Source organism: Desulfurobacterium sp. TC5-1, from assembly GCF_000421485.1.
GTDB lineage: Bacteria > Aquificota > Aquificia > Desulfurobacteriales > Desulfurobacteriaceae > Desulfurobacterium_A.
The window spans coordinates 305248-329537 of the sequence record NZ_ATXC01000001.1 but is presented as its reverse complement, the minus strand read 5'-3'; the positions used below and the strand labels follow the sequence as shown (position 1 = coordinate 329537).

Genomic DNA, 24290 nt, shown 5'->3' with positions numbered 1-24290 from the left:
AATAATGAAGCTTTCCCCTAAAAAGGGAATGGAAAAATCTTTTTACCCTATCCCTCATCTTAAACTATATCCAGCCTCAAAGTTTCCCACGACTTACACTTTGGACAACACCAGTCAAAGGTGTCCGTCTTGTAACCGCAGTTTTCACAGACGTACTTTTTCCTCTCTTTTTTAAGCCTTTCAAGGGATGAAACGATAACGTCAACAACCTGCTTCCTCTTACCAAGTTTCCACATAAGCCTTAACTGGTGTTCCTTTACTTCAGCTTTAAGAGGATACTTTTCAGCAATTTTGTTTACAACCTCAAGGGCCTTTTCATCCTCACCCCCTGCTGTCAGAAGCTCAACGTACTTAAGGGCAAGCGGATAGATAAGCCCAACTTTATCTATAAGCCTTTCCACCTCTTCAACATCAAGTGTTTGATAGTTCTCAAGAAGCTTCAGGAACATGTCAGACTGTTTCTCCGAAAGCCTCATTCCTGTAACAACATTCCTGTAAGCTCGCTCGCTGTCGCCAATTTCAAAGTAGATCCTCGCAAGCGTGTAGTAGAAAAATGGCACTAAAAGAATGTTTTTAAGCGTTTTCATAACCTTAAAAGCCTTGTCTATCTTCCCATTATCAAGAAGTCTATTTATGTAGAAAAGTTTTGTATAAAAGAGTTCCTCCTGGAATATGCCGTTAAGGCCGTTCGCTATCTCAAAATTTTTAACAGCCTCCTCCCAGTCATCATACATCTGCTTCAACTTCGCAAGTTCGTAGTAGAAGTAACCTTCAGCAGGAAACCTTTCAATCCCTTCTCTAATTATCTGTTCTGCTCTATCAACAAAACCTGCCAATTTATAGGTGATCGCAAGGTTAAGAATCACGAGCTTTTCGTCGTCTATCGTCAGCTCTTCAGAAAGCAGGTTCTCAAGCAACTTTATAGCCTTGTGAAACTCTCCCTTCTCTCTCAAAAGAATGGCAAGAGTAACGTAGGCGTTAAATGGCTTATCAATATCAAGGTCGGGAAGTTCTTTTAACGTATCAATTCTGTTAATTGAAAGATTTTTCAGGAAGCTTTCAACCTTCCTATCTATCCTCTTTCCTTTCTTCCCAAGCCAGCTAAAAGGATTAATCATCATTTCTCCAGAACTTTTTAAGTATATCGTAAGTCTCCTCAAGAGATTGAGGTATAACCTTAACACCGCCTATTATCGGCATAAAGTTTGTATCACCATTCCACCTTGGAACAACGTGGTAGTGAATGTGTGTATCGTGGCTTCCACCTGAAGGCTTACCAAGATTAAGACCTACATTAAAACCGTCAGGATTATAAGCTCTCCTTATCACCCTTACGGATTTTTTAAGAAGCTCATCAATCTCTGCCATCTCTTCAGGCAGCAGAGACTCAAAATCCCCGGTATGTCTTACAGGACATATCATAAGGTGCGCAGTGTTGTAGGGAAATCTATTCAAAATCACGAGAGCTTTCTTTCCCCTGTGAAGAAGCAGGTTCTTCTTGTCATTCTCCGGACTATCGTTAAAGGCATCGCATATAAAACAACCACATCCTTTGTTTTCTGTAACTTTCTGAACATATGACAACCTCCACGGTGCCCACAGTATCTCCATGTCTTCCTCCTCTACTCTCCGTAAACTTCTCTAACCTTCTCTATCAGGCGGTAAGCTACCTTTTCCGGAATCCCTATCTGTTTCAGCTCGTCAACGGTAACGGTGGCAAGTTCCTTAATGTCAGGATAGAATTTCTCCACTATCCTTCTCCTCTTCATTCCGAGACCCTTCACATCGTCAAAAATACTCTTTTTAAGCTTTTTACTCCTTAAATGTCTATTATAAGTAATTGCAAATCTGTGAGCCTCATCCCTCAAAACGGTAAAAAACCTGAAAAGGTAAGGGTACTTCCTTGTCTCAACAACCTCCCCTTCATCAGTATAAATTATCTCTTCCCTTTTTGCTATGGAAAAAACCCTGAAAGGAAGTCCAAAAAGTTCTTTAATCCTGATAGCAACGTTAAGCTGTCCCACTCCACCGTCTATCAGAATAAGAGATGGCATTTTTACCTTTCCTTCCTTTATTGAACGAAAGCGTCTCGTAAGCACCTCTTCCATAGAAGCGTAGTCGTTAATGCCGCTTACAGTCTTTATTCTATACCTCCTGTAGTCTTTCTTGACAAACCTCCCCTTCTCCCAGACAACACAGGAAGCAACGGTCGCTTCACCCTGAAGTGTGGAAATATCAAAAACCTCAACTCTTTCAGGAAAAGAATCCATAAAAACCGATTCGTATTCGGAAGATAAAGCTTCAAAATCAATGTTAAGATGGAGTTTTTCCCTCTTCTTATTCTGAAGAACAACTTTAAACATTTCCTCAGATATGGGTTTCACATTAAGAGGAAGATTTACAGGAACAAAATTTGCAAAGATATGAGGCGGTACTTCCCTATTTTCAAAGTAGTTTTTAAGCCATATAGAACCTATAACATCAATTCCCGCACCACTGCCTGAAAAGAGTTCTCTAACGGTTTCCGTATCCCACGGTTCAAATGGATCAAAGGAGAAGTTTTCCCTGCCCATTATGATGCCGTGACGAACGATTATGTGAATACCTTCAAAAAATCCGCCCTTTTCCTCAAGGTAGAAAATGTCACAGTCCTTATACTCATCCATGAAAACGGCATATTTTTCATAAAGATTCTTTATAGCCACAAATTGATCCCTTAAGAAAGCTGCCCTCTCAAACTCCTGCCTCTGTGCAAGAGCTTCTATATGCTCATAGAGTGACTGAAGGTAAGCCTTGACATTTCCCTCAAGGAAAGAGATTGCACCTTTTACCTGCTCCATATATTCTTTTTTTGAAACGTAACCGCAGCAAGGTGCACAACATCTCTCCATGTGGTACTGGATACAGGGACGCTCCCTTTTTTTTAGCTCCCTGCACTTTCTCAACCTGAAAAGTCTATGTATAAGGTCCATGGTAAGTCTTGCGTTTTTTGCAGGTATGAAGGGGCCAAACCGCCTTCCAGAAGTGTTATCCGTTTTTCTGACAAGCCTTACAGAAGGAAAAGGTTCATCGGTTATTAAAAGAAAGGGGTAGCTCTTATCGTCCTTCATGAGAACGTTATATTTAGGTAAATGCTTCTTTATAAGTTCTGCCTCTAACGCAAGGGCCTCCCTCTCGTTCCTGACAACGACATAGTCAAAATCGGAAGAAGCCTTTACGATTCTGTAACTTTTATCGGACGGATCCGTCGCTTTGATGTGAGAAGCTATCCGTTTCTTTAAAGAACGTGCCTTTCCAACGTAGATAACCTTACCGTTGCTATCGTGAAATAGATAAACACCGGGAAGGTCGGGAACTGATTCAAGTTTCTTTTCAAGTCGTTTCACACCCATAGGATAAAAGATAAACTTAGAGAAGGGCAAAACAAGTGGAAGACACTATATTTAAGAAATCAAAAGTTGAGAGGTGATCTATGGAACTTTTAGAGATACTAAAAAAGTTGATTGAAATCCCCTCAATCTACGGAAACGAAAAAGAAATTGCCGACTTTACGGAAAATTTCATAAAGGAAAACAACCCATCCCTCACGGTTAATAGAGTCTCAAACACGATAATTGCCTGCTCAAGTTTTGACGAAGAAAAACCTGTACTTGCCTTAGTAGGACACCTTGACACCGTTCCTGGAACGAACGAATACACAGGAAAAGTGATAGATGGAAAACTCTACGGCCTCGGTGCCAGCGACATGAAGGGCGGTGACGCCGTAATACTTAAAATCATTGAAGAAACCGGTAAAGGAAACCTTAACCCACCCTATAACCTGGTCTACATCTTATACGAAAGGGAAGAAGGACCATACCTCGAAAGCGGACTGATACCACTTTATGAAAACTTTAAGAAACTCCTTGAAAAGATAGACCTTGCCATCATACTTGAACCTACAGACAATGCAATTCAGGTAGGATGCCTTGGCGTAATACACTGTGGAATGGTATTTAAAGGGAAAAGGGCACACTCAGCACGACCATGGCAGGGCGAAAATGCCATTCACAAGGGATGGAAACTGCTTAAACTGCTATCTGAAAAGAAACCTCAAAAATATGAGTTTCAGGGACTAACCTACTATGAAGTGATAAACGCAACAATGGTGGATTTCACAGGTGGTAGAAACATAATTCCCGATAGTTTTACCGTTAATGTGAACTACAGGTTTTCACCATCAAAAACGTTAGAAGAAGCAGTCAAAGATTTAGAAAACCTTGGCAACGAAGCAAACGTTGACGAATTTGAGTGGCGAGACCTCTCACCATCAGGAAGGGTATGTCTTGACAATCCAATTCTCCAGAAACTGATAAAACAATTTAATCTGAAAGTTGAATCAAAGCAGGCGTGGACAGACGTTGCTCGATTCTCACAGTGGGGAATTGACGCGGTGAACTTTGGCCCCGGCCAACCATCACAGGCACACCAGAAAAACGAATACATAGAGATAGAAAAGCTACATGAAAATTATAAAATCCTGAAAACATTTCTTTCTAAATAAAAAAGCCCCGAAAATCCGGGGCCTTCTATCCTCGCCAGAATCAAAAATTAAACGCCACAACCACCGCAGCTTCCGCAGCTTCCGTGCTGCTTCGGACCTTCAATAGCCTCTTGAAGCATCTTATTTATCGTTTCAAGCATAGCACCAAACTGCTGATTGGCTTCAAGAAAAGCTTTCGCTTTTTCATTTTCAGCAAACTTTTTGTAAGCCTCTTCAAGCTGCTGCATTACTTCTGGTGTTCCAGCCATTTGAGCCATCTGCTGAAGCCTTTGAAACTCATTGTAAAGTTCCATAGCTTCAGAATCAGCAAGGAGTTCCTGCTCAGCACTTCTTAGATTCTTGAGCTCTTCTGACTTTGCTATAGCGTCAGCAAGCTCGGCTGCTTTTTTGATTACTTCAGACATACTTCCTCCAAAATTTAAAAGTGTTAAAGGTAATCTATGTCTTAAATTCACGATTTACAAATTTCATCCCTTTATTTACATTATCTTTGAAAGGAACTCTTTTATTCTTGGATTTTCGGCATGCTTGAAGAATGTCTCCACATCAGTATTCTCAACTATTTTACCATTATCCATAAAGATTATCCTGTCAGCAACTTCCCTTGCAAAACCCATCTCATGAGTGACACAAAGAATTGTAATATCTTCTTTTGCAAGTCCTTTCATAACATCAAGAACTTCATTAACCATTTCAGGATCAAGAGCAGAAGTTGGTTCATCAAAAAGCATAACTTCCGGTTTCATAGCAAGAACCCTTGCTATTGCTACTCTCTGCTTCTGTCCACCAGAAAGCTCACTGGGATACTTATGAAGTTGATCGCCCATTCTAACCCGCTCCAGAGTTTCAACAGCTATCTTTTCAGCCTCCCTTTTCTTCTTTTTCTGAACCTTAACAAGAGGAAGCATAACATTTTCAAGAGCCGTCAGGTGAGGGAACAGGTTAAAATGCTGAAAAACCATTCCTATCTTCTTTCTTAATTCTATAGGTTTAATCTCTCTTATATCCTTTCCGTGAAAGAGAATTTTGCCCTCGTCTATCTCTTCAAGCCTGTTTATACAACGAATCATCGTTGATTTACCACTACCACTCGGACCACAGATAACTATAATTTCGGACTTTTTCACGTCAAAGTTTATATCATCAAGAACCTTGAAATCACCAAAGTACTTACCAACGTGAATAAATTCTATTATTTTCTCTTCCATTGCTTTCTCCTTACTCACTTAACTGCTTCCTCCACTTAACCTCAAGATGTCTTGCAAGTTTACTCATAGAAAAGGCTATAATGAAATAGACTATTGCAACTATGGTGAAAATTTCCATACTCAGAAAAAGACGGTTATTTAAAATCGTTGCAGCACGGAAAAACTCTATAACACCGATAATGTAAGCGAGAGAAGTATCCTTAAACATCGCAATATACTGAGAAATAAGGGCTGGAAGCATCCTTTTAATAACAAGCGGCATAATAATGTACAGGTAGATCTGAAATTTTGTAAAACCGAGACTTTCACCCGCTTCTTTTATACCCCTTGAAATAGAATTGAGACCACTTCTGATAATTTCTGCAATGTATGCCGAAGTAAAGATAGAAAACGCAATAAGCGCAGCAATAACAGGCTGAACAGATATGTCCTTTCCGGTTACTCCTTTAACGAATATAGGTATAGCAAAATAAACCCAGAAAATTACCATTATAAGAGGTGTTGCCCTTACCACTTCAATATAAACAGTAGCAAACCATTTAAAAAGTTTTGAATTCCTCATAACGGCAAGAATAGCACCCCAGACAAGGGTAATAGGAATTAAAATAATTGTCATCAAAATTGTAAGACTTAATCCACCTATTTCACCCGGCATCCCAAAAAGAAGAAACCTGATGTTGTCTTTCGTCAGGACCGGTTTAAGCTCAAGGTGACGAAAATAGAAAAACAGGAAAATCACGAGTATAACCGTAGCACCTAAATGGATTAGACGCTCTTTCCGTTTGTTCTCATGCAAATACACGCCTGCCATTTTTAGAAACCCACCTATTAACGAGACTCATAATTAACGATGTTGTAAGTGTCAAAACTATATAAAGCACCGTCACTATGGTTGCTGCTTCAAAACCTCTAAACGTTTCTGCATCTATCTGCTGGGTTACAAAAGTTAACTCTGCAACACCAATGGTCATTGCCAGTGAAGAGTTTTTAATAAGGTTCAAATACTGATTCGTAAGCGCTGGAATAATTATCAGGAACAACTCGGGAATGATAACGTACCTGATCGTTTGAAGCCTTGTAAGACCGAGACTCATCGCTGCTTCTATCTGTGAATAGGGAATAGCGTTAAGTCCCGACCTTACAACTTCAGAAATGTAGGCAGAGGTATAAAGAACAAGCGCTATGAGGGCGGAAAAAAATGCATTTGGATCTTCAACGTGAAGGACTTTTGCGGCAATTTTCAAAACGGGAAAAATATCAACAATATTAAAGGAGAAATAGATGAAGAAAATCTGGACAATCAGAGGAATATTTCTGAAAAGTTCCACATAGTAATAGCCAAAAATTCTCAGCCACTCGGAACGTGAATTTCTGAAAAATCCTATGATAAAACCCCAAATAGTGGATAAAGCTATCCCGATGAGGGATAGCTTTACCGTGGTTATAAAACCTTGAATTACTAAGCTTCTAAACTCAACAAGTAGATCAACTATCATCCACCAAACCTCTTATTTAGGCCAAACTTCTGGAAGTCTTGTAGGTTCTTTACCGAACCATTTCTTGTAAATTTTAGCATAGGTACCATCCATTACAGCGTCCTGAATAGCAAAGTTGATAGCATCTCTGAAGTCACTGTCGTTTTCTCTTACTCCCATGCCGTAAGGTTCATAGGTAAACGGTTCACCAATAACTTTAAGTCTTCCGTGAGAATCTTTTGCCTGTGTTGCACACCAGGTATAATCTGTTGTAATAGCATCAACTTTACCCTTCATGAGAGCCATGAGAGCCTGAGGATACTCCTGGAAGTAAACAATTTTCGCTCTTGGCTGAACCTTTTTAAAGTTAGGACCGCTCGTTGCACCCTGGATGGCAGCAACTCTTTTTCCTGCAAAATCTTTATAACTTTTAGCGGTGCAATCACTCCTTGCCAGAATTGCCTGACCGTCAAAGTAGTAGCTTATGGTAAAGTCTATTGGAAGATCTCTCTTTCTCTTGTGAGTCATTGAAGCAGCTACAAGATCAACACTCCCACTTTCAAGCATCGGAATTCTCGTCTTTGAAGTAACCTGAACAAGCTTAACCTTCACACCAAGCTTTTTAGCTATGTACTTAACAAGGTCAATGTCAAAACCAACAACTTCACCCTTTTCGTTTACGAACCCGAAAGGTTTAAAATCGTACTTAACACCCACGATCATGTACCCACGCTTCTTGATCTTATCAAGTGTCCCGGCTTTAGCTGGAAGAAAAGAGACAAAAGCCACAAGAAGAGCAAGCAACGTGAGATAAATACTCTTCACCCTTTTCATCACTACCTCCATATTTTTAATTTATTTGAGAGTATTGTAACATAATCTCATTATCAATTACCATCTGAAAGCGAAATCAGGTACTACAAAACGGAAAATGGAAAAGTATCAGTCAACCACCTGTTGCTTTTTTCTGCTCTTATGATAAATTATAGTGAATGATGATTCACTATTCATTAGAGAGAGGGACGACAATGAACGGAAAGAAGATATTCTCAGCATTCGGACTTGTAATAGTAATTGCTGCAACACTCTGGCTGGGACATTATTTTTACCTTCGTCACATCTACGTAATCTCAGAAGATGCCTTCCAAAAAGCCAATATTGTAACAGTATCAACAGAAGATGTATCAGGAAATATTAAAAATCTATATGTAAAGGAATTTCAACAGGTTAAAAAAGGAGAACCTTTATTTAAAACCGATGATTCTCTTTACAGAAAACAGGTAAAACTGCTCCAGGAAAAACTTTCTGCCCTTGAATTTAAGAAAAAATCCATGGAAAACAAACTGAGCCAACTAAAAATCCAGATTCCAGAACAGGTTAAAATGGCTCAGGATAAGCTAAAAGCCGAACAGCAACAGTTATCCATGCTGAAAAATAAAGAATCAATGGCTCTCGTAAACTACAAAGCGAGCGTTGAAAAAGCATCAAGCGGTGTTGATGCGGCAAAAAAAGGCGTTGAGGCTGCTAAAACCAATCTGAAAAGATGGGAAAATCAGTACAAACGATTCAAAAACCTTTACGAAAAAGGAATAGTTTCAAAACAGCAGCTTGAAGAAATAGAAAGCGCTTACAGCGCAGCACAGTTTAAGTATCAAAAAGCATTAGCTGAACTTAAGAGCGCTGAAGAGGGACTCAAAGAAGCCAAGTCTCTGATTAACAATGTTTCCATAGTAAGAAAAGAGAGAAAAGCCCTTGAAGCAAAAATTGCTGCAACTAAAAAGCAGATTAGAGTTGCAAAAGCAACACTTAAATCAATAGAAGAACTAAAAAACTCAATAAAATCCCTTGATAAAGAGATTGCTGCTACTAAAACAGGGCTTGAAAAAGCAGAAATTCTCCTTTCCCACACAACCGTTAAATCACCAATTAACGGCGTTGTAGCTAAAAAATGGCGGGAGAAAGGCGATTTTGTAACACCAGGCCTTCCTGTCTATTCTCTTTATGATCCCAAAACATTCTACGTCTTAGCGTGGATAGAAGAAGACAAGCTTAAAAACGTAAAAGCCGGAGCTGACACAGAAGCTGAACTTGAAGTGTGCGGCAAAACATTTGAAGGTAAAGTTGTATCCATAGGTACAGCAGCAGGTTCAACCTTTGCCCTGATACCAAGGGACACTTCTCAAGGCGAATTCACAAAAGTAACCCAGAGAATTCCTGTAAAAATAAGACTTGAAAATGTTCCACAGGTCTGTATAAAACCGGGAACAAGCGTTACCGTTTATATAAGGAAGGATTAACCATGGACAGAAAGACGCTGATAATAGGTCTTCTGATAGTTATGGGAATGTTCATGACCCTTCTTGACACAACAATTGTTGACATCGTTATCCCTCACATGATGAGTGCTTTTGACGCAAAAACGGAAGACGTTCAATGGGTCATAATCGCCTACATGATAGCATCTGCCGTTTCAATGCCCGTGGTTGGATGGCTGGGTGGAAAAATAGGTCACAGGAACACTTACCTTCTTGGAATTTCCCTGTTCACAACGATGAGCGCTCTGTGTGGAATTGCTCCCAGCCTTCAAGCCATGATTGTCGGAAGAGTTATTCAGGGCGTTGGTGAAGGATTGGCTGTTCCAATGGCATTAACACTGCTATTTGAAATATTCCCGCAGGATAAAAAGGGATTGGCAATGGGAATGTACGCAGTAGGAGCAGCTTTTGGCCCATCGCTGGGACCTACAATAGGCGGATACCTGACAGAACACATGGACTGGCGGTGGGTATTTTACGTTAACGTTATTCCGGGAATTTTAGTTGTTTATTTTCTGAGTTTACTTCTTGAAAATGTTAAAGAAGAAGGCCACAACGACCTCTTTGACATAACAGGATTCAGCCTGCTTTCAGTATCGTTAACAACCCTTTTAATAGCACTTTCAAAGGGAAACAGCTGGGGCTGGCACAGTGAAAAAATTGTTCTCCTTATCTATACTTCAATAATAACTGCTGTAGCGTTTATATATGTCGAGCTCAGAGTCAAATCCCCCCTTGTAAATTTAAAGCTGTTTAAATACGATTTCTTTACCTACAGTTCCATCTCAAGAGTCCTGTTCGGAATGGGGTTGTATGCTTCCTACTTCATGCTTCCCCTGTACCTTGAAAAGCTCAGGGGATTTTCCACAATTGATGCCGGTGAGATTCTGTTTTTCCCAGCATTTCTAACAGGTATTGTCAGCTTAATTACAGGAAACTTGATAGATAAGAAGTTAATCAGCTTAAAAACAGCTATTATATCTGGAATTTTAATATTTATTTACGGAACTCACCTCCAGTCAAAACTCGACCTTGTAATGGGAAAAACGGAAATAATACTTCTCCTGCTTCCCTGGGGTGTAGGAATGGGCATATTCTTCCCGGCACTGGCACAGGTAGCACTTGCAGATTTCAAAGGAGAAATGCTAAGACAATCCTCAGCCCTTCAAAATCTATTGCGCCTTGTAGGTGGAAGTATTGGAACATCCCTTGCAACCTTTATTTTAACTTCAACAAAAGACGGCCACCTTGTACATATGACTGAAAGAATTTCAAACGCTGCTCCTCAAATAACAGAATACATGGCAAAGGCAAAGGCGTACTTATACTATTTCCGTTCAACGCCACTACCTATGCTTGAATCTAAAGCAAAAGCAATAATTGGATTTCTATTTCTTAAAAATGCCTTTTGGATATCATTCAGAGACGTTTTCTTCTTTGCAACGGTTTGTGGTATTCTCTCAATTATCCCTGCCATATTCATAAAACCAAAGGAGGAAAAAGGTGAAGAAAATAGTGGTAGCACTACTGATGATACCATCACTGTCAATGGCTAAAGGATTAACATTAAGCCAGCTTATAGAAAAAGCAATAATGGAGAACCCGGAAATAAAGATAGCAAGAAAAGAAGAGAAGATAAGTCAATACCAGTACAGAGAAGCCATAGGAAAGTTTTTTCCCATTATAAACCTTGAGTACAAAAAGTTTTCTCATTCTGACGTCCCGGAAATGCGCTTTTCTCTTCCACCGCTCCCTCCTTCAAGCTTCCCTCTAATAGAGAAGCACTACCACGACCTTCAGGCAACGTTGACTCAGCCTCTCTTTACGGGAGGCTACCTTCTTTACAATGCAAAAATGAAAAAGGCCGCTGAAAGTGCGCAATTTTACAAATTCCAGGACCGTGTAGCTAAAGTAATAGCAGAAGTTAAAAAGGATTACTATACACTTTCTGAAGCAAAAACAGCAGTAAAAATTGCAGAGGATTACGTGAAAGCAGCAAAAAGCCATTTAAAAGACGCAAAAGCTTTTTATGACGAGGGAATAGTTGCACGGAGAGATTACCTTGAAGCTGAAGTAAAGTATAGAGAGGCTATAGAAGCCCTAACAAAAGCAGAGAGCTTCTACACTGTAGCACTTGAAAAATTAAAAACAGACACGGGTATTCAAAAAGAAAGCATTGAAGTAGAAAACCTTTCTTACAAACCTGTAAACTACAAACAATCAGAACTCATAGAAAAAGCATTTAAAAGCAATCCCCTCCTCATAGCAATTAGAAAGATGAAAGAGGGAGCGAACTACGGCGTAAAAATGGCCTACTCTCAGTTTCTGCCTAAAGTTTCTGCTGTCCTTGGATATGAAAAAACAAACCAATATCCTGGAATTGGAGAGTTTGATGAAACCTTCGGAGCTTTAGTTGTTCAGATGCCGATATTTGAAGGAACGCAAAGATATTGGAGAACCCTCGAAGCAAAAGAAAACAGCGAAAAGGCATCTTTAACACTCCAGCAGGCAAAAGATCGGATAAAGTTAGGAATCATATCAGCATTCTCCAGGCTTAAAAGCGCCGCTTCAAGAATAAAAACGGCTCAAGCAATGGTAGAGCAGGCAAAAGAGCTACTGAAAGACTCAAAAGAACGGTACAAAGCTCATGTAGGAACATCAACAGAAGTATGTGACGCCATTGCTTACTATGTAAAAGCCGAAGGAGCATTAAACTCCGCCATCGCCGACTATAACAGAGCTTTAGCAGACCTTGAATACTACACAGGAGGACTTCCTGCTGGCCAACCTCCTCTCAAATGACACTGAAAGGCGGGGGTCTCCCGCCTTTTCAATATGCAAATAATGGATTTCCCGTTAGAGTTCCGCTTTATTTGTTCTAAATCAAGGAAACGTCTTCATCAATTTGATAAACTGAAAAGTGAATTTAAACAAACTCTGGAGGAGGTGTGAAAACTGCTCTTATTATAAATGGATTCACTTTCCTGTGTCTTATAGCAGCATTAAAAAAAGACAGAGAGAAGACAAAGAAAGCCTTAAAGATAGCAGGAAAATCCTCCCTTCGAATACTACCAATGGTGGTCATCGTAATCCTGATCATAGGCATTATTCTGGGATTTATTCCTAAAAGTGAAATTGCCAAAATTGTTGGTGAAAAAGCCGGTTTTAAAGGCATCCTAATCGTTGCACTTTTAGGCGCAATACTTCACATACCATCTATAATTTCTTTCCCTCTTGCTGCATCACTATTAAAAAGCGGCGCTTCAGTAACATCAGTAGCCGTATTTATTACAACGCTGACAATGATAGGCATAGTCACCCTACCTATTGAGATAAGAGAACTTGGAAAGAAAATAGCACTTTTAAGAAACGGATTAAGTTTTATCATCGCTATAATAATTGGCCTGATAATGGGAGCAATATTATGAAAAATAACAGCGAAGAGAAGAAAAAACTGAAACAGGATATTATAGCTATGCTTCTGACAATCGCAGTTACCGCAGTTTTATTATTCTTTTTTCCTTCAAAAAGAGACACGGTAATTTTGACTTCATGGCAATTTTTTGTAGAGATGATCTCTATCTTACCGGCGGTGATGATACTTATGGGACTGTTTGCCGTGTTTGTCCCAAAAGATTTAATCGTAAAACATTTAGGTGAAACAGCCGGACCAAAAGCAATACTTTTAGGCATCCTTTTAGGAACGTTACCAACAGGGCCTCTTTACGTTGCATTTCCAATGGCTGCAGTTCTTCTTAAAAAAGGTGCGAGAGTTTCCTGTATTGTTGCTTTCCTATCAGCATGGGCATGCATAAAGATTCCTCAGGAAATGGTTGAACTTCAGTTCCTGGGCTTCAAATTCATGATAGTTAGATTAACGTTAACGGTACTTTTCGTCGTCATAATGAGTTTGATTATTGAAAAACTTGCAGGTAAAGAAAAAATAAAACCTGCGGACTTTACCGCAGGTCACTAAAGCCCCAGGTAAGCCTCTTTAACTTTAGGATCATTTTCAAGCTCTGAACCTGTGCCTTCCATCACAATCTTGCCGTTTTCCATCACATAGGCGTAATCGGATATCGCCAGTCCAAGATGAACGTTCTGTTCAACAAGAAGCACAGTTAAACCTTCACTTTTAAGTTCCTGGATAATCCTGAAAATGTCAAGAACAAGATTTGGCGCAAGACCAAGACTTGGCTCATCAAGAATAAGTACTTCCGGCCTTGCCATAAGGCCCCTTCCTATGGCAACCATCTGTTGTTCGCCGCCAGAGAGCGTTCCCGCTTTCTGACTGGCTCTCTCCTTTAACCGTGGAAAAAGCGTGTAAACCCACTCTAACGTTTCATTTCTCTTTTCCCTTGCCCTTTTTGTAAATGCACCCATTCTTAAATTTTCAAGCACTGTCATCTCCGGGAAAAGCCATCTACCTTCAGGAACCATTACAAGTCCCTTCTCTACCCTTTTGTGAGTAGGAAGAGAAGAAATATCCTCACCATTCAAAATTACCGTCCCTTTAACTCCTTTAAGAAGGCCACAAATAGATTTAAGCGTTGTCGTCTTACCTGCCCCATTGGCACCTATTATAGTTGTAAGAGAATGCTTTTTAACCTTTAAATTAACGCCCCACAAAACCTGAACATCGTCATATCCAGCCTCAAGATTTTTAACTTCAAGAACAATTTCATTCGCCATCTCTCTTCTCCTTCAGGAGCTTAAGAGCCATTTCAGGATCTCCAAGGTAAGCTTCTATAACTTTTGGATCATTGGCAACCTTTTCAGGTGTCCCATCGGCTATTTTCTGACCATAATCAAGAACGATAACTCTATCTGAAACATTCATAATAGCGTGCATCAGATGTTCAATCATAAGAATCGTAATTCCCCTGTTCCTTATCTCCTTAATAATCTCAACCATCTCTTTAACTTCACCTGGAGTGAGTCCTGCTAAAACCTCATCAAGGAGGAGGAGTTCCGGTTCCCCTGCAAGTGCTCTTGCAAGCTCCAATCTCTTCTTCTGAGGAACGTTTAACTTACCTGCCTCAACATCTTTTTTATCATAAAGCTTCACAAACTTAAGAACATCAATAGCTATCTCCTCCGCTTCTTTTAGCGAAGCATACCTTTTGCCAAAACAGGCGCCAACCATAACGTTTTTCAAAACCGTAAGGTCTTTCAGCGGCCTAACTATCTGATGCGTTCTCGCAATACCAAGCCTTGCCTTTTTGAAAGTGGGAAGGTTCGTCACGTCTTGCCCTTTAAAATAAACCCTTCCCCCGGTGGGCTTATAAACGGAAGTTATACACTTGAAAAGCGTAGTTTTACCAGCCCCGTTAGGGCCTATAATGCCCAAAATCTTTCCCTCTTCAATCTGAAAAGAGACCCCATTTAAGGCTACAAGCCCTTTAAACCTCTTTGTTAAATTCTCAACCTTCAAAATAATCTCTGCCATCTTTTTGCCCTCTACTCAAAAACCTCTTTAAAAAACTTAACTTTCCTTCTCAAAAATCCAACAATACCGTCTGGAATAAACAGAACAATAAGAAGAAGAATCACACCTGAAATAGCCAAATGTAGGTCTTTAAATGTTGGATTAATAAGAAGATATGAACGAATCTCTTCATAAGTAAGAGCACCAACAACAGGTCCAAATATCGTCCCTATACCACCAAGCATAACCATAAATATCATTTCAACAGACTTCAAAAGATGAAAAGCACTGTTTGGATCAATGCTACCGTTTTTAAAGAAAAAGAGCCCCCCTATAATTCCGGGGAAAAAGGCGGATATCATAAAGGCAAGCGTTTTATAAAGCTTAGTATTTATCCCAAGAACTTTAGCAGCATCTTCATCCTCACGGATAGAAAAGAGACCAAGACCAAACTTTGAACGTTTAACCAAAAAACTGACAATTAAAGCAGTTAGTGTAACAATCACAAGAATTATAAAAGAATACCAGAGTGCTTTTTGAGAACCACCGTAAGGTGAGTATGCTTTTCTGAGGTTAAAAAAGAGACCTTCAGCACCACCGAGATAATCTATATTTGAAATAAGTGTCTTAAACGCCTCATTTATACCAATTGTTGCTATTGCAAAATAGGCACCTCTAAGGTTCAAAACAGCCATTCCAAGAAGACCTGCTATGAGTGCAGCGACAAGACCTCCCGCTATAAGTGCGGGAACAAGACCAATTCCATAGTGATAGATGAGAGCAAAAGTTGTATAACCACCAATACCAAAAAATACCACGTGCCCAAAGGATACATAACCTGTAAATCCCATCAAAACGTTAAGAGAAAGAGCAAGTCCTATGTAGCTAAGCATAACGAACATATCTTCCCTTGCCATAGGTGAACCTGTAACAATTGGATAAGCACCACAGGCAAGTATAATGAGCAAAGAAACAATAAATCCCAGATGCTTTTTCATCAGTGTCCTCCAAGAAGACCTTGAGGCTTATAAAGAAGAATAAGAAGGAGTATCGTAAACTCTACAAATGGAACAATCCCCTGATTCACAAACAGACCAAAAACATTTTCGAGGATTCCTAAAACGATACCACCAACAATAGCACCAAGAGGATTTCCTAAACCGCCAATTACGCAAATTACAAAGCTTTTAAGCTCATAAAGTCCGCCTGAAAGAACCGAAAAAGGAAAGATCATTGAAATCAAGTTACCGGCAGCCATAGCAAGGGCAACCCCCAGTCCAAAAGAGAAGGCTAAAATCTTAACGGTATCTATTCCCATAAGCTTCGAAGCATCAGGGTGCTGAGAAACCGCTCTAATCGCCATACCGGTATCGGTTTTATAGAGGAAATAGTAAAGAACCAGAGAAAACACAAAAGAAAACGCTGCTGCTATTATCTTAGCGGTAAAAATGTTCATTCCAAGATTGAGAGCCTTCGGTGTGGTGGCAAAGAGAAACATGAGAATACCAACGATTATCAAACTAACCGAATAGGTTGAAAGCAGTGTTGAAAGTTCACCGGCGTTAAGTACCCTATGAAGTGCCGTAAAATAGGTAATCACACCTGCAATTAGACCAACAACAATAGCTAAAAAGACTGAAATGTAAGGTGGAAAATGAAGAGATTCAAACACAACGTAAGAAAGGAACATTCCAAGGGTTATAAAAGCACCGTGGGACAGGTTAATAACCTTCATAACACCCCAGATAAGAGCCAGCCCCATGGCCGCCAGACCATAGACAAGTCCAAGCAAAATACCGTTAACTAAAGCATCTGCATAAACGTTCAAAGCAAACCTCCCACCCTGATAATCTTTAAAAGAGCGGGAAAACACACTAAGCCACCCTTTTAAAAACTACCAGGAAATGGATAAGGGGGAGAAGCTCCCCCTAAATCTTAAAACTTAGAGCTGTAAGGAATAACTATCTTGGCCGTTGCAGCCTTTTCAGGATAGACAATTTCCTTGCTTAGATTACCATCTTTATTAAGCCACTGAATAATAACCATTGTATGTCCTATCTGTCTTCCGTGGTATTCACCGGTATCAAACTTTATGTGTCCAAAGAGGGTATAGATATCCATCTTATCAAGAGCCGCCTTTACCTTCTCACTGTTAAGCGTTCCCGCATCCTCTATGGCTTTTTGAAGAACAAGCCCGGCAGTGTATCCACCTGCAGCGTGATAACCGGGAACATTTCCGTACGCACTCTTGTACTCTTTTACGAAATCAGCCGCAGAGATTCCGAAAAACTCATATCCTGAAGGGGTTGTCTCTTTTGAAAACTTAACTTTAGACTCCCACTGTGAAGGACCAGTAACATAAAGGGCAGCTTTACCAATTTCACTAAACTCAGGAAGCGCAGGTGCAACAAGTATAGAAAGAAGGTCAATTTTAAGCTTTGCATCGTTAATCTGCTTAGCAAGTGTTTCACCATCGGTAAAGTGACCACCACCTATAACGGCCTGAGCACCAGAAGCTTTTATCTTGTTAATCATAGAGGTAAAATCTGTAGTTCCGGGTTCATAGCTCTCAAAGAGAACAACCTTAAACCCATTCTTTTCAGCATATTTTTTTGCAGCCGTGGCAACGCTCTTGGCAAAATTTGAATTTTCATAAACGATTGCTATCTTTTTAACCTTTGAATCTTTTTGCTTTAAGATATCAACCGCATCTGTGAGGTAGCGAGATGCAGGCGTATAAACCTGATAAACGTACTCATAACCTTTTGAGAATATCTTATCAGAAGCAGCACCTGTTGCGACGAGAATCTTTCCGTACTGCTCTGTAACAACCGCTGCTGAAGCTGTAAGACCGGAAGAATAAGGAGATATTAAGAAATCGGCCTGATCCTCATTAATAAGCCTTGTATAGAGCTGCTGAACCCTATCCTTAGAGCTTTCATCATCATAACTTTTAAGAACCACCTTTAGTTTTTTACCTAAGTCTTTAACGTAGATTCCACCGTTGGCATTAACATCCCTGGCCCACAACTGAAGACCGTTTGATTGCTCACGACTCTCAGTTGCAAACTTTCCCGTTTGAGAAGAAGTATAACCTATGACAATAACATTCTTTCCTGTTGACCCTGTTTTCGTTCCTTGTTCAACAGCTGTGGTTGTTTCAGCAGTTGTTTTCTCCTCTTTGTTCTCGCTCTTTGAAAAACATGAAAAGGAAACGAAAGCAAGAACAAGGAGGAAAACCACAGAGAGGAGTTTCCTGAAATCCCCTTTTTTCATTCCACAAACCCTCCTGTCAAAAGTTTTAAAGTTGCTTTTTTATAGCTGATGTATTATACAATAATAGGCATTATCTTTTCAATATTATTCACAAAAACAAAATTGGAAAAGCCTGGAAATATCTCCAGGCCATCATCTGACTTCTCTACTTATTCTATGGACAGTTTCCACCAAAAATTTCGCCTTTTTAGGATCCGTCTGTGGAAGGATTCCATGACCTAAATTAAATATGTGCCCTCTTGCCCTGAGGCCTTCTATCACTATCTTTCTTACTTTTTCTTCTATAACTTTTTCATCCGCAAACAGAGCTACAGGATCAAGGTTACCCTGGATTGATTTGTCCGTTCTACCAAGGGCAAACGGAATCTCTGTTCTCCAGTCAAGACCTATTACATCAACGTCCAACAGATTATTAATCTCTATAAGATGAGAACTGTTAACACCAAAATGGATTATAGGCGTATCAGGATGCCTCTCTTTAAGAATATCAACTATTTTCTTCGTGTGAGGGAAAACGTACTTTTCGTAATCCTCAGCAGAAAGAACCCCCATCCAGGAATCAAAAATCTGAACAAGATCAACCCCTGCCTTTATTTGAGATGACAAATATTCCGTCACAACAACTGTCAGCTTATCCATCAAGGCCTGCCAGAGCTCTGAATTGTTCCACATTGTTGTTTTGGCAGCCCTGTAGTCTTTTGTAGTTCCCCCCTCAAGAATATAACTTGCAAGTGTAAAAGGAGCACCGGAAAACCCTATGAGCGGTCTATCTGTCAAACGATCTTTTATAATTTTTATGGTCTCAAGAACATAACTAAGGTCATCTTCAGGCACGGGAATACTGAGATTTTTTACATCCTCCACTGTTCTAACAACCGGAGACAAAACGGGGCCTTTTCCCGAAACAAATTCAATATTTATTCCCATCTTTTCAACAGGAACAAAGATATCGGAAAAGAGAATAGCGGCATCAACGCCTATCTCCTCTATCGGAAGAAGAGTAACCTCAGCCGCAAGTTCGGGATTTCTACACAAATCCATGAATGAACCGGCCTTTGCCCTTATCTCTCTGTACTTGGCAGAATACCTACCCGCCTGCCGCATAATCCATACAGGCGTGTAATCAGTTTTCTCTCCTCTTGCCGCTTTAAGTATTGGATGATCTTTCATACATCTCTCCTTTCTTTCCTCATTTTTACAGGAACGTAATCACAAACAGGATCTTCCTGCATGTAGTCGTTGTACTTCCAGTAAGCCCTCACTCTACAACCGTTACATATTTTAAGATACTCACAAACCCCACATCTTCCCTTAAACTCGTCAATCTTTCTCATATCCTGCATGATTTTCGATTCAAACCAGGCCTTGCTAAAAGGAACATCAAAAACGTTTATGTCAGAAATTGGAAAGTAGCTACACGGTTTTAGCCAGCCGTGACAGTCTATCAACGCTATTGACTGACCGGCGACACAACCCTTCCCTCCACCGGTCCCAAAAACGAGATTTCTCCTTTTAAGATCAAGACCGTCCCTTTTAGCATTCTGCCTGAAAATTCGGTAGTAGTGAGGTGCACAGGTAGGCCTAACCAAAATAGTGTTGTCACCTTTTAAAATTAAATCTTTCTCAAGCTCATAGTGCCAGTTTAACCAGTAGTTTGCCTCTTCCGCATCAAGAAGCTCCGTATTTGCTTCTTCACCTCTACCTACTGGAAGAACTAAAAACATGTACCAGGCCCTTGCCCCAAGCTCTCTGGCCTTTTTATAAACATTAGGTATATCAAAGGCGTTCCTCTTTGTAAAAGAGGAATTTATGAGGAATGGAATGTTATGCTTCCTTAAATGTTCAACGGCGTTCAAAACACCATCAAACGCTCCCGGTTGTTTCCTGAAGTCGTCATGAATCTCTGCGGTAGAACCATCAAGAGAAAGAGAAACCATTTTTATGCCTGTTCTCTTCATTTCACGACAAACTTCGTCATCAACAAGAACACCATTAGTAGCTATGCACATTCTGAACCCTTTCTCTGTACCGTAGGCAGCAATATCAAACAGATCATCCCTTAAAAGAGGCTCACCACCGGTAAGGACAATAGTCGGACTGGAAATGGTGGCAATATCATCCATCAGCTTCTTAGCTTCTTCAAAAGTAAACTCACCCTGCTCAGATTCCATAGTGGATGATGAACGACAATGAATACAATTAAGGTTACATCTCCTTGTAACTTCCCACGCTATCCATTTCGGCAAGAATTGTTCATGTCCCATAATTTTCTCCAGAATTCTCAATTATCTCAATTATATAAAGAGTGCAGTGTAAATATTACTATTTAAAATCCCGATTTTAAAGACGCTTCTAACATAAATAATAATAGCTATGAAACTTAGTAAAAATTCATTTAAATATTCGACTGTTAAGGTTAAAAGCACTATATTAAAAATATGCAGAATACGAAATTTTATTCTAAAGCGTTACGTTACACTCATTAGCATGTTTTAACCGTACGGTTATGCATAACAAGATTGATTTAAGACACAAAAATGTTACAATGAGGAAAAATTTTGCTAAAATAAGCAGAGAATCAATTTTTATTAAATTTAACTAAGGAGGAAAATATGGCACGAGGAAGAAAGCCCGGGAAGAGAACCAACAAAACTGTAAAGGTATCCCTTCCAAAAAAGACTTACTACATTCTTTACGGAATTGCCGGTAACAACGAAATGAAGCTTAACAAGCTCATCAAAACCATCATTGAAGAAAGACTGGATAATTCAACAATCGCTGATCTCTCTAAGTTACTTGAATCTGGAAGAAAAGAAAAGGAAGAAGCAGCAGCAGCAAAAGAAGCAGAAGAATAAGTCTTTATTATTTCCATTATCAGTTTAAAAAAAGGGGGGGCGCATCCCCCCTTTTCAATTTTCTACAAAATTTTTTCTAAATTGGCCGCAGACAAAAACGCCCGGGCTTTGTGGATTGTCTCTCTGTATTCTCTCTCGGGATCTGAATCCCAAACAATACCGGCACCAACCTGGAGATAAGCTTTGTCATCCTTCATCAACATTGTCCTTATAACAATGTTGAAGTCAAAGTCACCGTTAAATGAAAGATAACCCACTGAACCTGTATAGAGGGCTCTCCTTGTTGGTTCAAGCTCTTCAATAATTTCCATTGTCCTCACCTTCGGTGCACCTGTAATTGTTCCTCCTGGAAAAAGAGCTTTTACAACATCCACGGGGTGTACACCTTCGTCAATTTCTGCCCTCACATTCGAAACTATGTGCATAACGTGAGAATAAACCTCCTTCACCATTAGCTCATCAACCACTACCGTTCCGTATTTTGCTATTTTTCCTAAATCATTCCTCTCTAAATCCACTAACATAATGTGTTCCGCCCTCTCTTTTTCTGACAGGAAAAGTTCTTTTGAAAGAAATGCATCCTCATTTTCATCTTTTCCTCTCCTCCTTGTCCCTGCAATAGGCCTCGTTTCAACAATACTGCCGACCTTTCTTACAAGTCTCTCCGGAGAGCATGAAACTGCTTTAAACCCATCCATATCAAGATAAAAAGCAAAAGGTGAAGGGTTGATCTCCCTGAGGCGATGATAAAACGCAACCGGTGAACCGGAAAAAAGAAAATTGAGCCTTTGTGAAAAGTTAACCTGAAAAGTGTCACCTGAAGCTATGTACTTTTTAATCTTTTCTACACTACTAAAAAACTGCTCTTTTGTCATATTGAAAGAGAGAAAGTCAATCTGAAATCCTTCACTTAAAGAGAGAACACTCTCACAAAAAAATTCCGGCATTTTGCCATAGACATATATTGTTCTACTCAAATTATCAAAAACTACTGTTGTTTCCGGCAAAAAGAAAGAGATATCAGGTATTTTAATATCATCAGATGAATATCGGGGCAACCTTTCTATATATCGTCCCGCATCGTAGGAAAAATATCCAAAAATCCCAAAATAGTCATCAGAATACTTCTTTCTCAGGCGCTCATAAAACCCTTTCAACAATTCAAAAGCCTGACCTTTATAATCTTTTACAGTGAATTTTTCTATTTCTCCTATACATATGAAAGAAAAACGACCCTTTTTTACATCAATTAGCGCCGAATCAAGAAACATCCTTACAGGATATCCTTTATCAACCATGTGTAGAAACAAAACGTACGGATCAACCCAGAATGTAAGCTTTTCCAATAATTCAACCTCCTACTTCCTGTGTAAACCTCAGAAATTTTATGATATTATTTCTTTCTATCAACTGTACAAGCTTTTGGCTGCAATTTTGGGAGGCAGAAAAATGAAATTGTCAGGTGCAGAAATACTTCTTGAAGCGCTTCAGCTTGAGGGTGTTGAATACATATTTGGCTACCCCGGTGGAGCCGTTCTTGATATTTACGACAGACTATCGTACACATCTTTAAAACACATCCTTACAAGACACGAGCAGGGAGCCGCTCACGCAGCAGATGGTTATGCAAGAACAACAGGAAAAGTTGGTGTCTGTTTTGCAACTTCAGGACCGGGCGCCACAAACCTGGTTACAGGACTTGCTACTGCCCAAATAGATTCTGTCCCCATTGTGGCATTTACAGGAAACGTCCCCACATTTATGATAGGAAACGATGCATTTCAGGAAGTTGACACTGTCGGTATTACAAGACCAATAACAAAACACAATTTTTTAGTAAAAGACGTAAATCAGCTGGCGGATACCGTTAAAAAAGCTTTTTATATAGCAAGAACCGGAAGGCCGGGTGTCGTGTTAGTTGATTTGCCAAAAGACGTTATGAGAAGCATAGCTGATTTCTTTGAGCAGGAATACAAATCACCCGTTCAGATAAGAAGCTACAAACCTGTAAAGAAAGGACATCCAGGACAAATTAAGCGGGCCGCAAAAGCGATAGCCGCAGCTAAAAGACCTGTCCTTTACGTTGGTGGTGGTGTCATCAAAGCAGGTGCTTCAGATTTAATAATTAAGCTGGCGGAACTGTGCACAATCCCTGTAACCACAACACTTATGGGGCTTGGTGCAATTCCTGGAACTCATCCTTACTTCTTAGGAATGCTCGGAATGCATGGAACTTACGCAGCCAACATGGCAGTAACAGAATGTGACCTGCTCATAGCGGTAGGAGCAAGATTTGATGACCGAGTTACCGGTAAAGTAGCTGAATTTGCACCTAACGCAAAAATCATTCACATAGACGTTGACAGTGCAGAAATAGGCAAAGTCAAGCATGCTGACATTCCTATAGTTGGCGATGCAAAACTTGTTCTTGAAGAGCTGCTTCCAGAAGTCGAAAAGCAGGTAATGAAAAATAGAGAGGTATTTCAGGAAAGAGACAGGTGGATGGATCTTATCCAGCACTGGAAGGTAAGATATCCACTCTACTACGAACCAAGTGACATCGTAATCAAACCACAATTTGTAATAGAAAAAATCTATGAAGTAACCAAAGGAGAAGCCATAATAGCAACAGACGTTGGACAGCACCAGATGTGGGCAGCCCAATACTATAAGTTTAAATACCCAAGACAGTTAGTCACATCAGGCGGCCTTGGAACAATGGGCTTTGGTGTTCCTGCAGCCATCGGTGCACAGATAGGTAATCCTGACAAAACCATCTTCTGCATATCAGGTGACGGAAGCTTTCAGATGAACATGCAGGAAATTGTCACGGCAGCCAACTACAATGTTCCCGTTAAAATAGCCATACTCAACAATCAGTTTTTGGGAATGGTTCGCCAGTGGCAGGGTATATTCTACGACCGAAACTACTCTCAGGTTGACATAGCCTTCCAGCCAGATTTCGTAAAATTAGCCGAAAGTATGGGTGCCGTCGGTCTAAGGGCAGAAAAACCTGAAGATGTTGAAAAGGTTCTTAAGGCGGCGATGGAAATAAGCGACAGGCCGGTTGTAATAGACTTTGTGGTAAACAGGGAAGAAGATGTATTCCCCATGGTACCGCCGGGCGCTGCAATTAACGAAATGATACTCCCCAACTACGGGAAAAAACTCAAAAAAGCTGTTAGTTAAG

General features: G+C 40.0%; 24 protein-coding genes. 8 read left to right on the top strand and 16 right to left on the bottom strand.

Going from position 1 to position 24290, the window contains the following annotated elements:
• Positions 1–59 precede the first annotated feature (59 nt).
• From H153_RS0101690 to uvrC, 3 genes are read right to left on the bottom strand one after another with little or no spacing between them, the layout of a single operon-like run.
• On the bottom strand, positions 60–1118 hold the full coding sequence (locus tag H153_RS0101690; protein WP_022846403.1) for a hypothetical protein: 1059 nt from the start codon (positions 1116–1118) through the stop codon (positions 60–62).
• Positions 1111–1611 carry an HIT domain-containing protein gene (locus H153_RS0101685; RefSeq protein ID WP_022846402.1) on the bottom strand — a complete coding sequence of 167 codons (501 nt, stop codon included), beginning with the start codon at positions 1609–1611 and terminating at the stop codon, positions 1111–1113. The genes H153_RS0101690 and H153_RS0101685 overlap by 8 nt, the downstream gene beginning before the upstream one ends.
• 11 nt (positions 1612–1622) lie before the next feature.
• Complete coding sequence (gene uvrC / locus H153_RS0101680; protein WP_231378245.1) at positions 1623–3386, bottom strand: excinuclease ABC subunit UvrC; 1764 nt, start codon at positions 3384–3386, stop codon at positions 1623–1625.
• Between the two features lie 86 nt (positions 3387–3472).
• On the opposite strand from uvrC, the gene dapE reads away from it, so the two are divergent.
• Entirely contained in the window at positions 3473–4543 is a 1071-nt protein-coding gene (gene dapE, locus H153_RS0101675) for a succinyl-diaminopimelate desuccinylase (RefSeq protein WP_022846400.1), read from the top strand.
• Positions 4544–4590: 47 nt separating this feature from the next.
• Here dapE and H153_RS08980 read toward each other — a convergent pair whose 3' ends face one another.
• The 5 genes from H153_RS08980 to H153_RS0101650 form a co-directional block, all read right to left on the bottom strand.
• Positions 4591–4947, bottom strand: coding sequence for a YlbF family regulator (locus H153_RS08980; RefSeq protein WP_022846399.1), 357 nt, complete (start codon positions 4945–4947; stop codon positions 4591–4593).
• 75 nt (positions 4948–5022) lie between these two features.
• Complete coding sequence (locus H153_RS0101665) at positions 5023–5751, bottom strand: amino acid ABC transporter ATP-binding protein (RefSeq protein ID WP_040371703.1); 729 nt, start codon at positions 5749–5751, stop codon at positions 5023–5025.
• 10 nt (positions 5752–5761) lie between these two features.
• Positions 5762–6562, bottom strand: coding sequence for an amino acid ABC transporter permease (locus H153_RS0101660; RefSeq protein WP_022846397.1), 801 nt, complete (start codon positions 6560–6562; stop codon positions 5762–5764).
• A complete protein-coding gene (locus H153_RS0101655; protein WP_022846396.1) occupies positions 6540–7247 on the bottom strand; it encodes an amino acid ABC transporter permease in 708 nt (235 codons plus the stop codon). The genes H153_RS0101660 and H153_RS0101655 overlap by 23 nt, the downstream gene beginning before the upstream one ends.
• 12 nt (positions 7248–7259) lie before the next feature.
• A complete protein-coding gene (locus H153_RS0101650) occupies positions 7260–8060 on the bottom strand; it encodes a transporter substrate-binding domain-containing protein (protein WP_022846395.1) in 801 nt (266 codons plus the stop codon).
• 194 nt (positions 8061–8254) lie between these two features.
• Here H153_RS0101650 and H153_RS0101645 point away from each other — a divergent pair, with 194 nt between their 5' ends.
• From H153_RS0101645 to H153_RS0101625, 5 genes are all read left to right on the top strand, one after another.
• On the top strand, positions 8255–9523 hold the full coding sequence (locus H153_RS0101645) for an HlyD family secretion protein (RefSeq protein ID WP_022846394.1): 1269 nt from the start codon (positions 8255–8257) through the stop codon (positions 9521–9523).
• A gap of 2 nt (positions 9524–9525) precedes the next feature.
• Positions 9526–11097: a DHA2 family efflux MFS transporter permease subunit gene (locus H153_RS0101640; protein WP_022846393.1), complete on the top strand. Its 1572-nt coding sequence runs from the start codon at positions 9526–9528 to the stop codon at positions 11095–11097.
• Positions 11045–12343 (top strand): TolC family protein, encoded by a 1299-nt coding sequence (locus H153_RS0101635; RefSeq protein WP_155883384.1) that lies wholly within the window; start codon positions 11045–11047, stop codon positions 12341–12343. Before H153_RS0101640 ends, H153_RS0101635 begins: the two co-directional genes overlap by 53 nt.
• Before the next feature lie 146 nt (positions 12344–12489).
• Entirely contained in the window at positions 12490–12969 is a 480-nt protein-coding gene (locus tag H153_RS0101630; RefSeq protein ID WP_022846391.1) for a permease, read from the top strand.
• The gene (locus H153_RS0101625) at positions 12966–13517 is read left to right on the top strand and encodes a permease (protein WP_022846390.1); all 552 of its coding nucleotides are present in this window, start codon (positions 12966–12968) and stop codon (positions 13515–13517) included. The genes H153_RS0101630 and H153_RS0101625 overlap by 4 nt, the downstream gene beginning before the upstream one ends.
• On the opposite strand, the gene H153_RS0101620 is transcribed toward H153_RS0101625, so the two are convergent.
• From H153_RS0101620 to H153_RS0101590, 7 genes are all read right to left on the bottom strand, one after another.
• Positions 13514–14233, bottom strand: coding sequence for an ABC transporter ATP-binding protein (locus tag H153_RS0101620; RefSeq protein ID WP_022846389.1), 720 nt, complete (start codon positions 14231–14233; stop codon positions 13514–13516). The two genes, H153_RS0101625 and H153_RS0101620, sit on opposite strands and share 4 nt — an antisense overlap.
• Positions 14223–14990, bottom strand: coding sequence for an ABC transporter ATP-binding protein (locus tag H153_RS08975; RefSeq protein ID WP_022846388.1), 768 nt, complete (start codon positions 14988–14990; stop codon positions 14223–14225). Before H153_RS08975 ends, H153_RS0101620 begins: the two co-directional genes overlap by 11 nt.
• 11 nt (positions 14991–15001) lie before the next feature.
• Positions 15002–15967, bottom strand: coding sequence for a branched-chain amino acid ABC transporter permease (locus H153_RS0101610; RefSeq protein WP_022846387.1), 966 nt, complete (start codon positions 15965–15967; stop codon positions 15002–15004).
• Entirely contained in the window at positions 15967–16797 is an 831-nt protein-coding gene (locus H153_RS0101605) for a branched-chain amino acid ABC transporter permease (RefSeq protein ID WP_155883381.1), read from the bottom strand. Before H153_RS0101605 ends, H153_RS0101610 begins: the two co-directional genes overlap by 1 nt.
• Positions 16798–16904: 107 nt before the next feature.
• Complete coding sequence (locus H153_RS08970; RefSeq protein WP_022846385.1) at positions 16905–18245, bottom strand: amino acid ABC transporter substrate-binding protein; 1341 nt, start codon at positions 18243–18245, stop codon at positions 16905–16907.
• A gap of 132 nt (positions 18246–18377) precedes the next feature.
• Positions 18378–19415: a uroporphyrinogen decarboxylase gene (gene hemE, locus H153_RS0101595; protein WP_022846384.1), complete on the bottom strand. Its 1038-nt coding sequence runs from the start codon at positions 19413–19415 to the stop codon at positions 18378–18380.
• Complete coding sequence (locus H153_RS0101590) at positions 19412–20509, bottom strand: radical SAM protein (protein WP_022846383.1); 1098 nt, start codon at positions 20507–20509, stop codon at positions 19412–19414. The genes hemE and H153_RS0101590 overlap by 4 nt, the downstream gene beginning before the upstream one ends.
• A 348-nt stretch (positions 20510–20857) precedes the next feature.
• Here H153_RS0101590 and H153_RS0101585 point away from each other — a divergent pair, with 348 nt between their 5' ends.
• The gene (locus H153_RS0101585; RefSeq protein WP_022846382.1) at positions 20858–21100 is read left to right on the top strand and encodes a hypothetical protein; all 243 of its coding nucleotides are present in this window, start codon (positions 20858–20860) and stop codon (positions 21098–21100) included.
• A 62-nt stretch (positions 21101–21162) separates the two neighbouring features.
• Here the strand turns inward: H153_RS0101585 and H153_RS0101580 are convergent, their stop codons facing one another.
• Positions 21163–22446 carry an anthranilate synthase component I family protein gene (locus H153_RS0101580; protein WP_022846381.1) on the bottom strand — a complete coding sequence of 428 codons (1284 nt, stop codon included), beginning with the start codon at positions 22444–22446 and terminating at the stop codon, positions 21163–21165.
• A gap of 103 nt (positions 22447–22549) precedes the next feature.
• On the opposite strand from H153_RS0101580, the gene ilvB reads away from it, so the two are divergent.
• Entirely contained in the window at positions 22550–24289 is a 1740-nt protein-coding gene (gene ilvB / locus H153_RS0101575; protein WP_022846380.1) for a biosynthetic-type acetolactate synthase large subunit, read from the top strand.
• Position 24290: the final 1 nt, after the last annotated feature.

Bases quoted from the DNA above. Each gene is read 5' to 3' on its own strand.
- H153_RS08975 (WP_022846388.1), bottom strand. From the start codon at position 14,990: ATGGCAGAGATTATTTTGAAGGTTGAGAATTTAACAAAGAGGTTTAAA.
- H153_RS0101590 (WP_022846383.1), bottom strand. From the start codon at position 20,509: ATGGGACATGAACAATTCTTGCCGAAATGGATAGCGTGGGAAGTTACA.
- H153_RS08980 (WP_022846399.1), bottom strand. From the start codon at position 4,947: ATGTCTGAAGTAATCAAAAAAGCAGCCGAGCTTGCTGACGCTATAGCA.
- ilvB (WP_022846380.1), top strand. From the start codon at position 22,550: ATGAAATTGTCAGGTGCAGAAATACTTCTTGAAGCGCTTCAGCTTGAG.
- H153_RS08970 (WP_022846385.1), bottom strand. From the start codon at position 18,245: ATGAAAAAAGGGGATTTCAGGAAACTCCTCTCTGTGGTTTTCCTCCTT.
- H153_RS0101685 (WP_022846402.1), bottom strand. From the start codon at position 1,611: ATGGAGATACTGTGGGCACCGTGGAGGTTGTCATATGTTCAGAAAGTT.
- H153_RS0101665 (WP_040371703.1), bottom strand. From the start codon at position 5,751: ATGGAAGAGAAAATAATAGAATTTATTCACGTTGGTAAGTACTTTGGT.
- hemE (WP_022846384.1), bottom strand. From the start codon at position 19,415: ATGAAAGATCATCCAATACTTAAAGCGGCAAGAGGAGAGAAAACTGAT.
- H153_RS0101690 (WP_022846403.1), bottom strand. From the start codon at position 1,118: ATGATTAATCCTTTTAGCTGGCTTGGGAAGAAAGGAAAGAGGATAGAT.
- H153_RS0101655 (WP_022846396.1), bottom strand. From the start codon at position 7,247: ATGATAGTTGATCTACTTGTTGAGTTTAGAAGCTTAGTAATTCAAGGT.
- dapE (WP_022846400.1), top strand. From the start codon at position 3,473: ATGGAACTTTTAGAGATACTAAAAAAGTTGATTGAAATCCCCTCAATC.
- H153_RS0101620 (WP_022846389.1), bottom strand. From the start codon at position 14,233: ATGGCGAATGAAATTGTTCTTGAAGTTAAAAATCTTGAGGCTGGATAT.
- H153_RS0101640 (WP_022846393.1), top strand. From the start codon at position 9,526: ATGGACAGAAAGACGCTGATAATAGGTCTTCTGATAGTTATGGGAATG.
- H153_RS0101660 (WP_022846397.1), bottom strand. From the start codon at position 6,562: ATGGCAGGCGTGTATTTGCATGAGAACAAACGGAAAGAGCGTCTAATC.
- H153_RS0101625 (WP_022846390.1), top strand. From the start codon at position 12,966: ATGAAAAATAACAGCGAAGAGAAGAAAAAACTGAAACAGGATATTATA.
- H153_RS0101585 (WP_022846382.1), top strand. From the start codon at position 20,858: ATGGCACGAGGAAGAAAGCCCGGGAAGAGAACCAACAAAACTGTAAAG.
- H153_RS0101645 (WP_022846394.1), top strand. From the start codon at position 8,255: ATGAACGGAAAGAAGATATTCTCAGCATTCGGACTTGTAATAGTAATT.
- H153_RS0101650 (WP_022846395.1), bottom strand. From the start codon at position 8,060: ATGAAAAGGGTGAAGAGTATTTATCTCACGTTGCTTGCTCTTCTTGTG.
- H153_RS0101610 (WP_022846387.1), bottom strand. From the start codon at position 15,967: ATGAAAAAGCATCTGGGATTTATTGTTTCTTTGCTCATTATACTTGCC.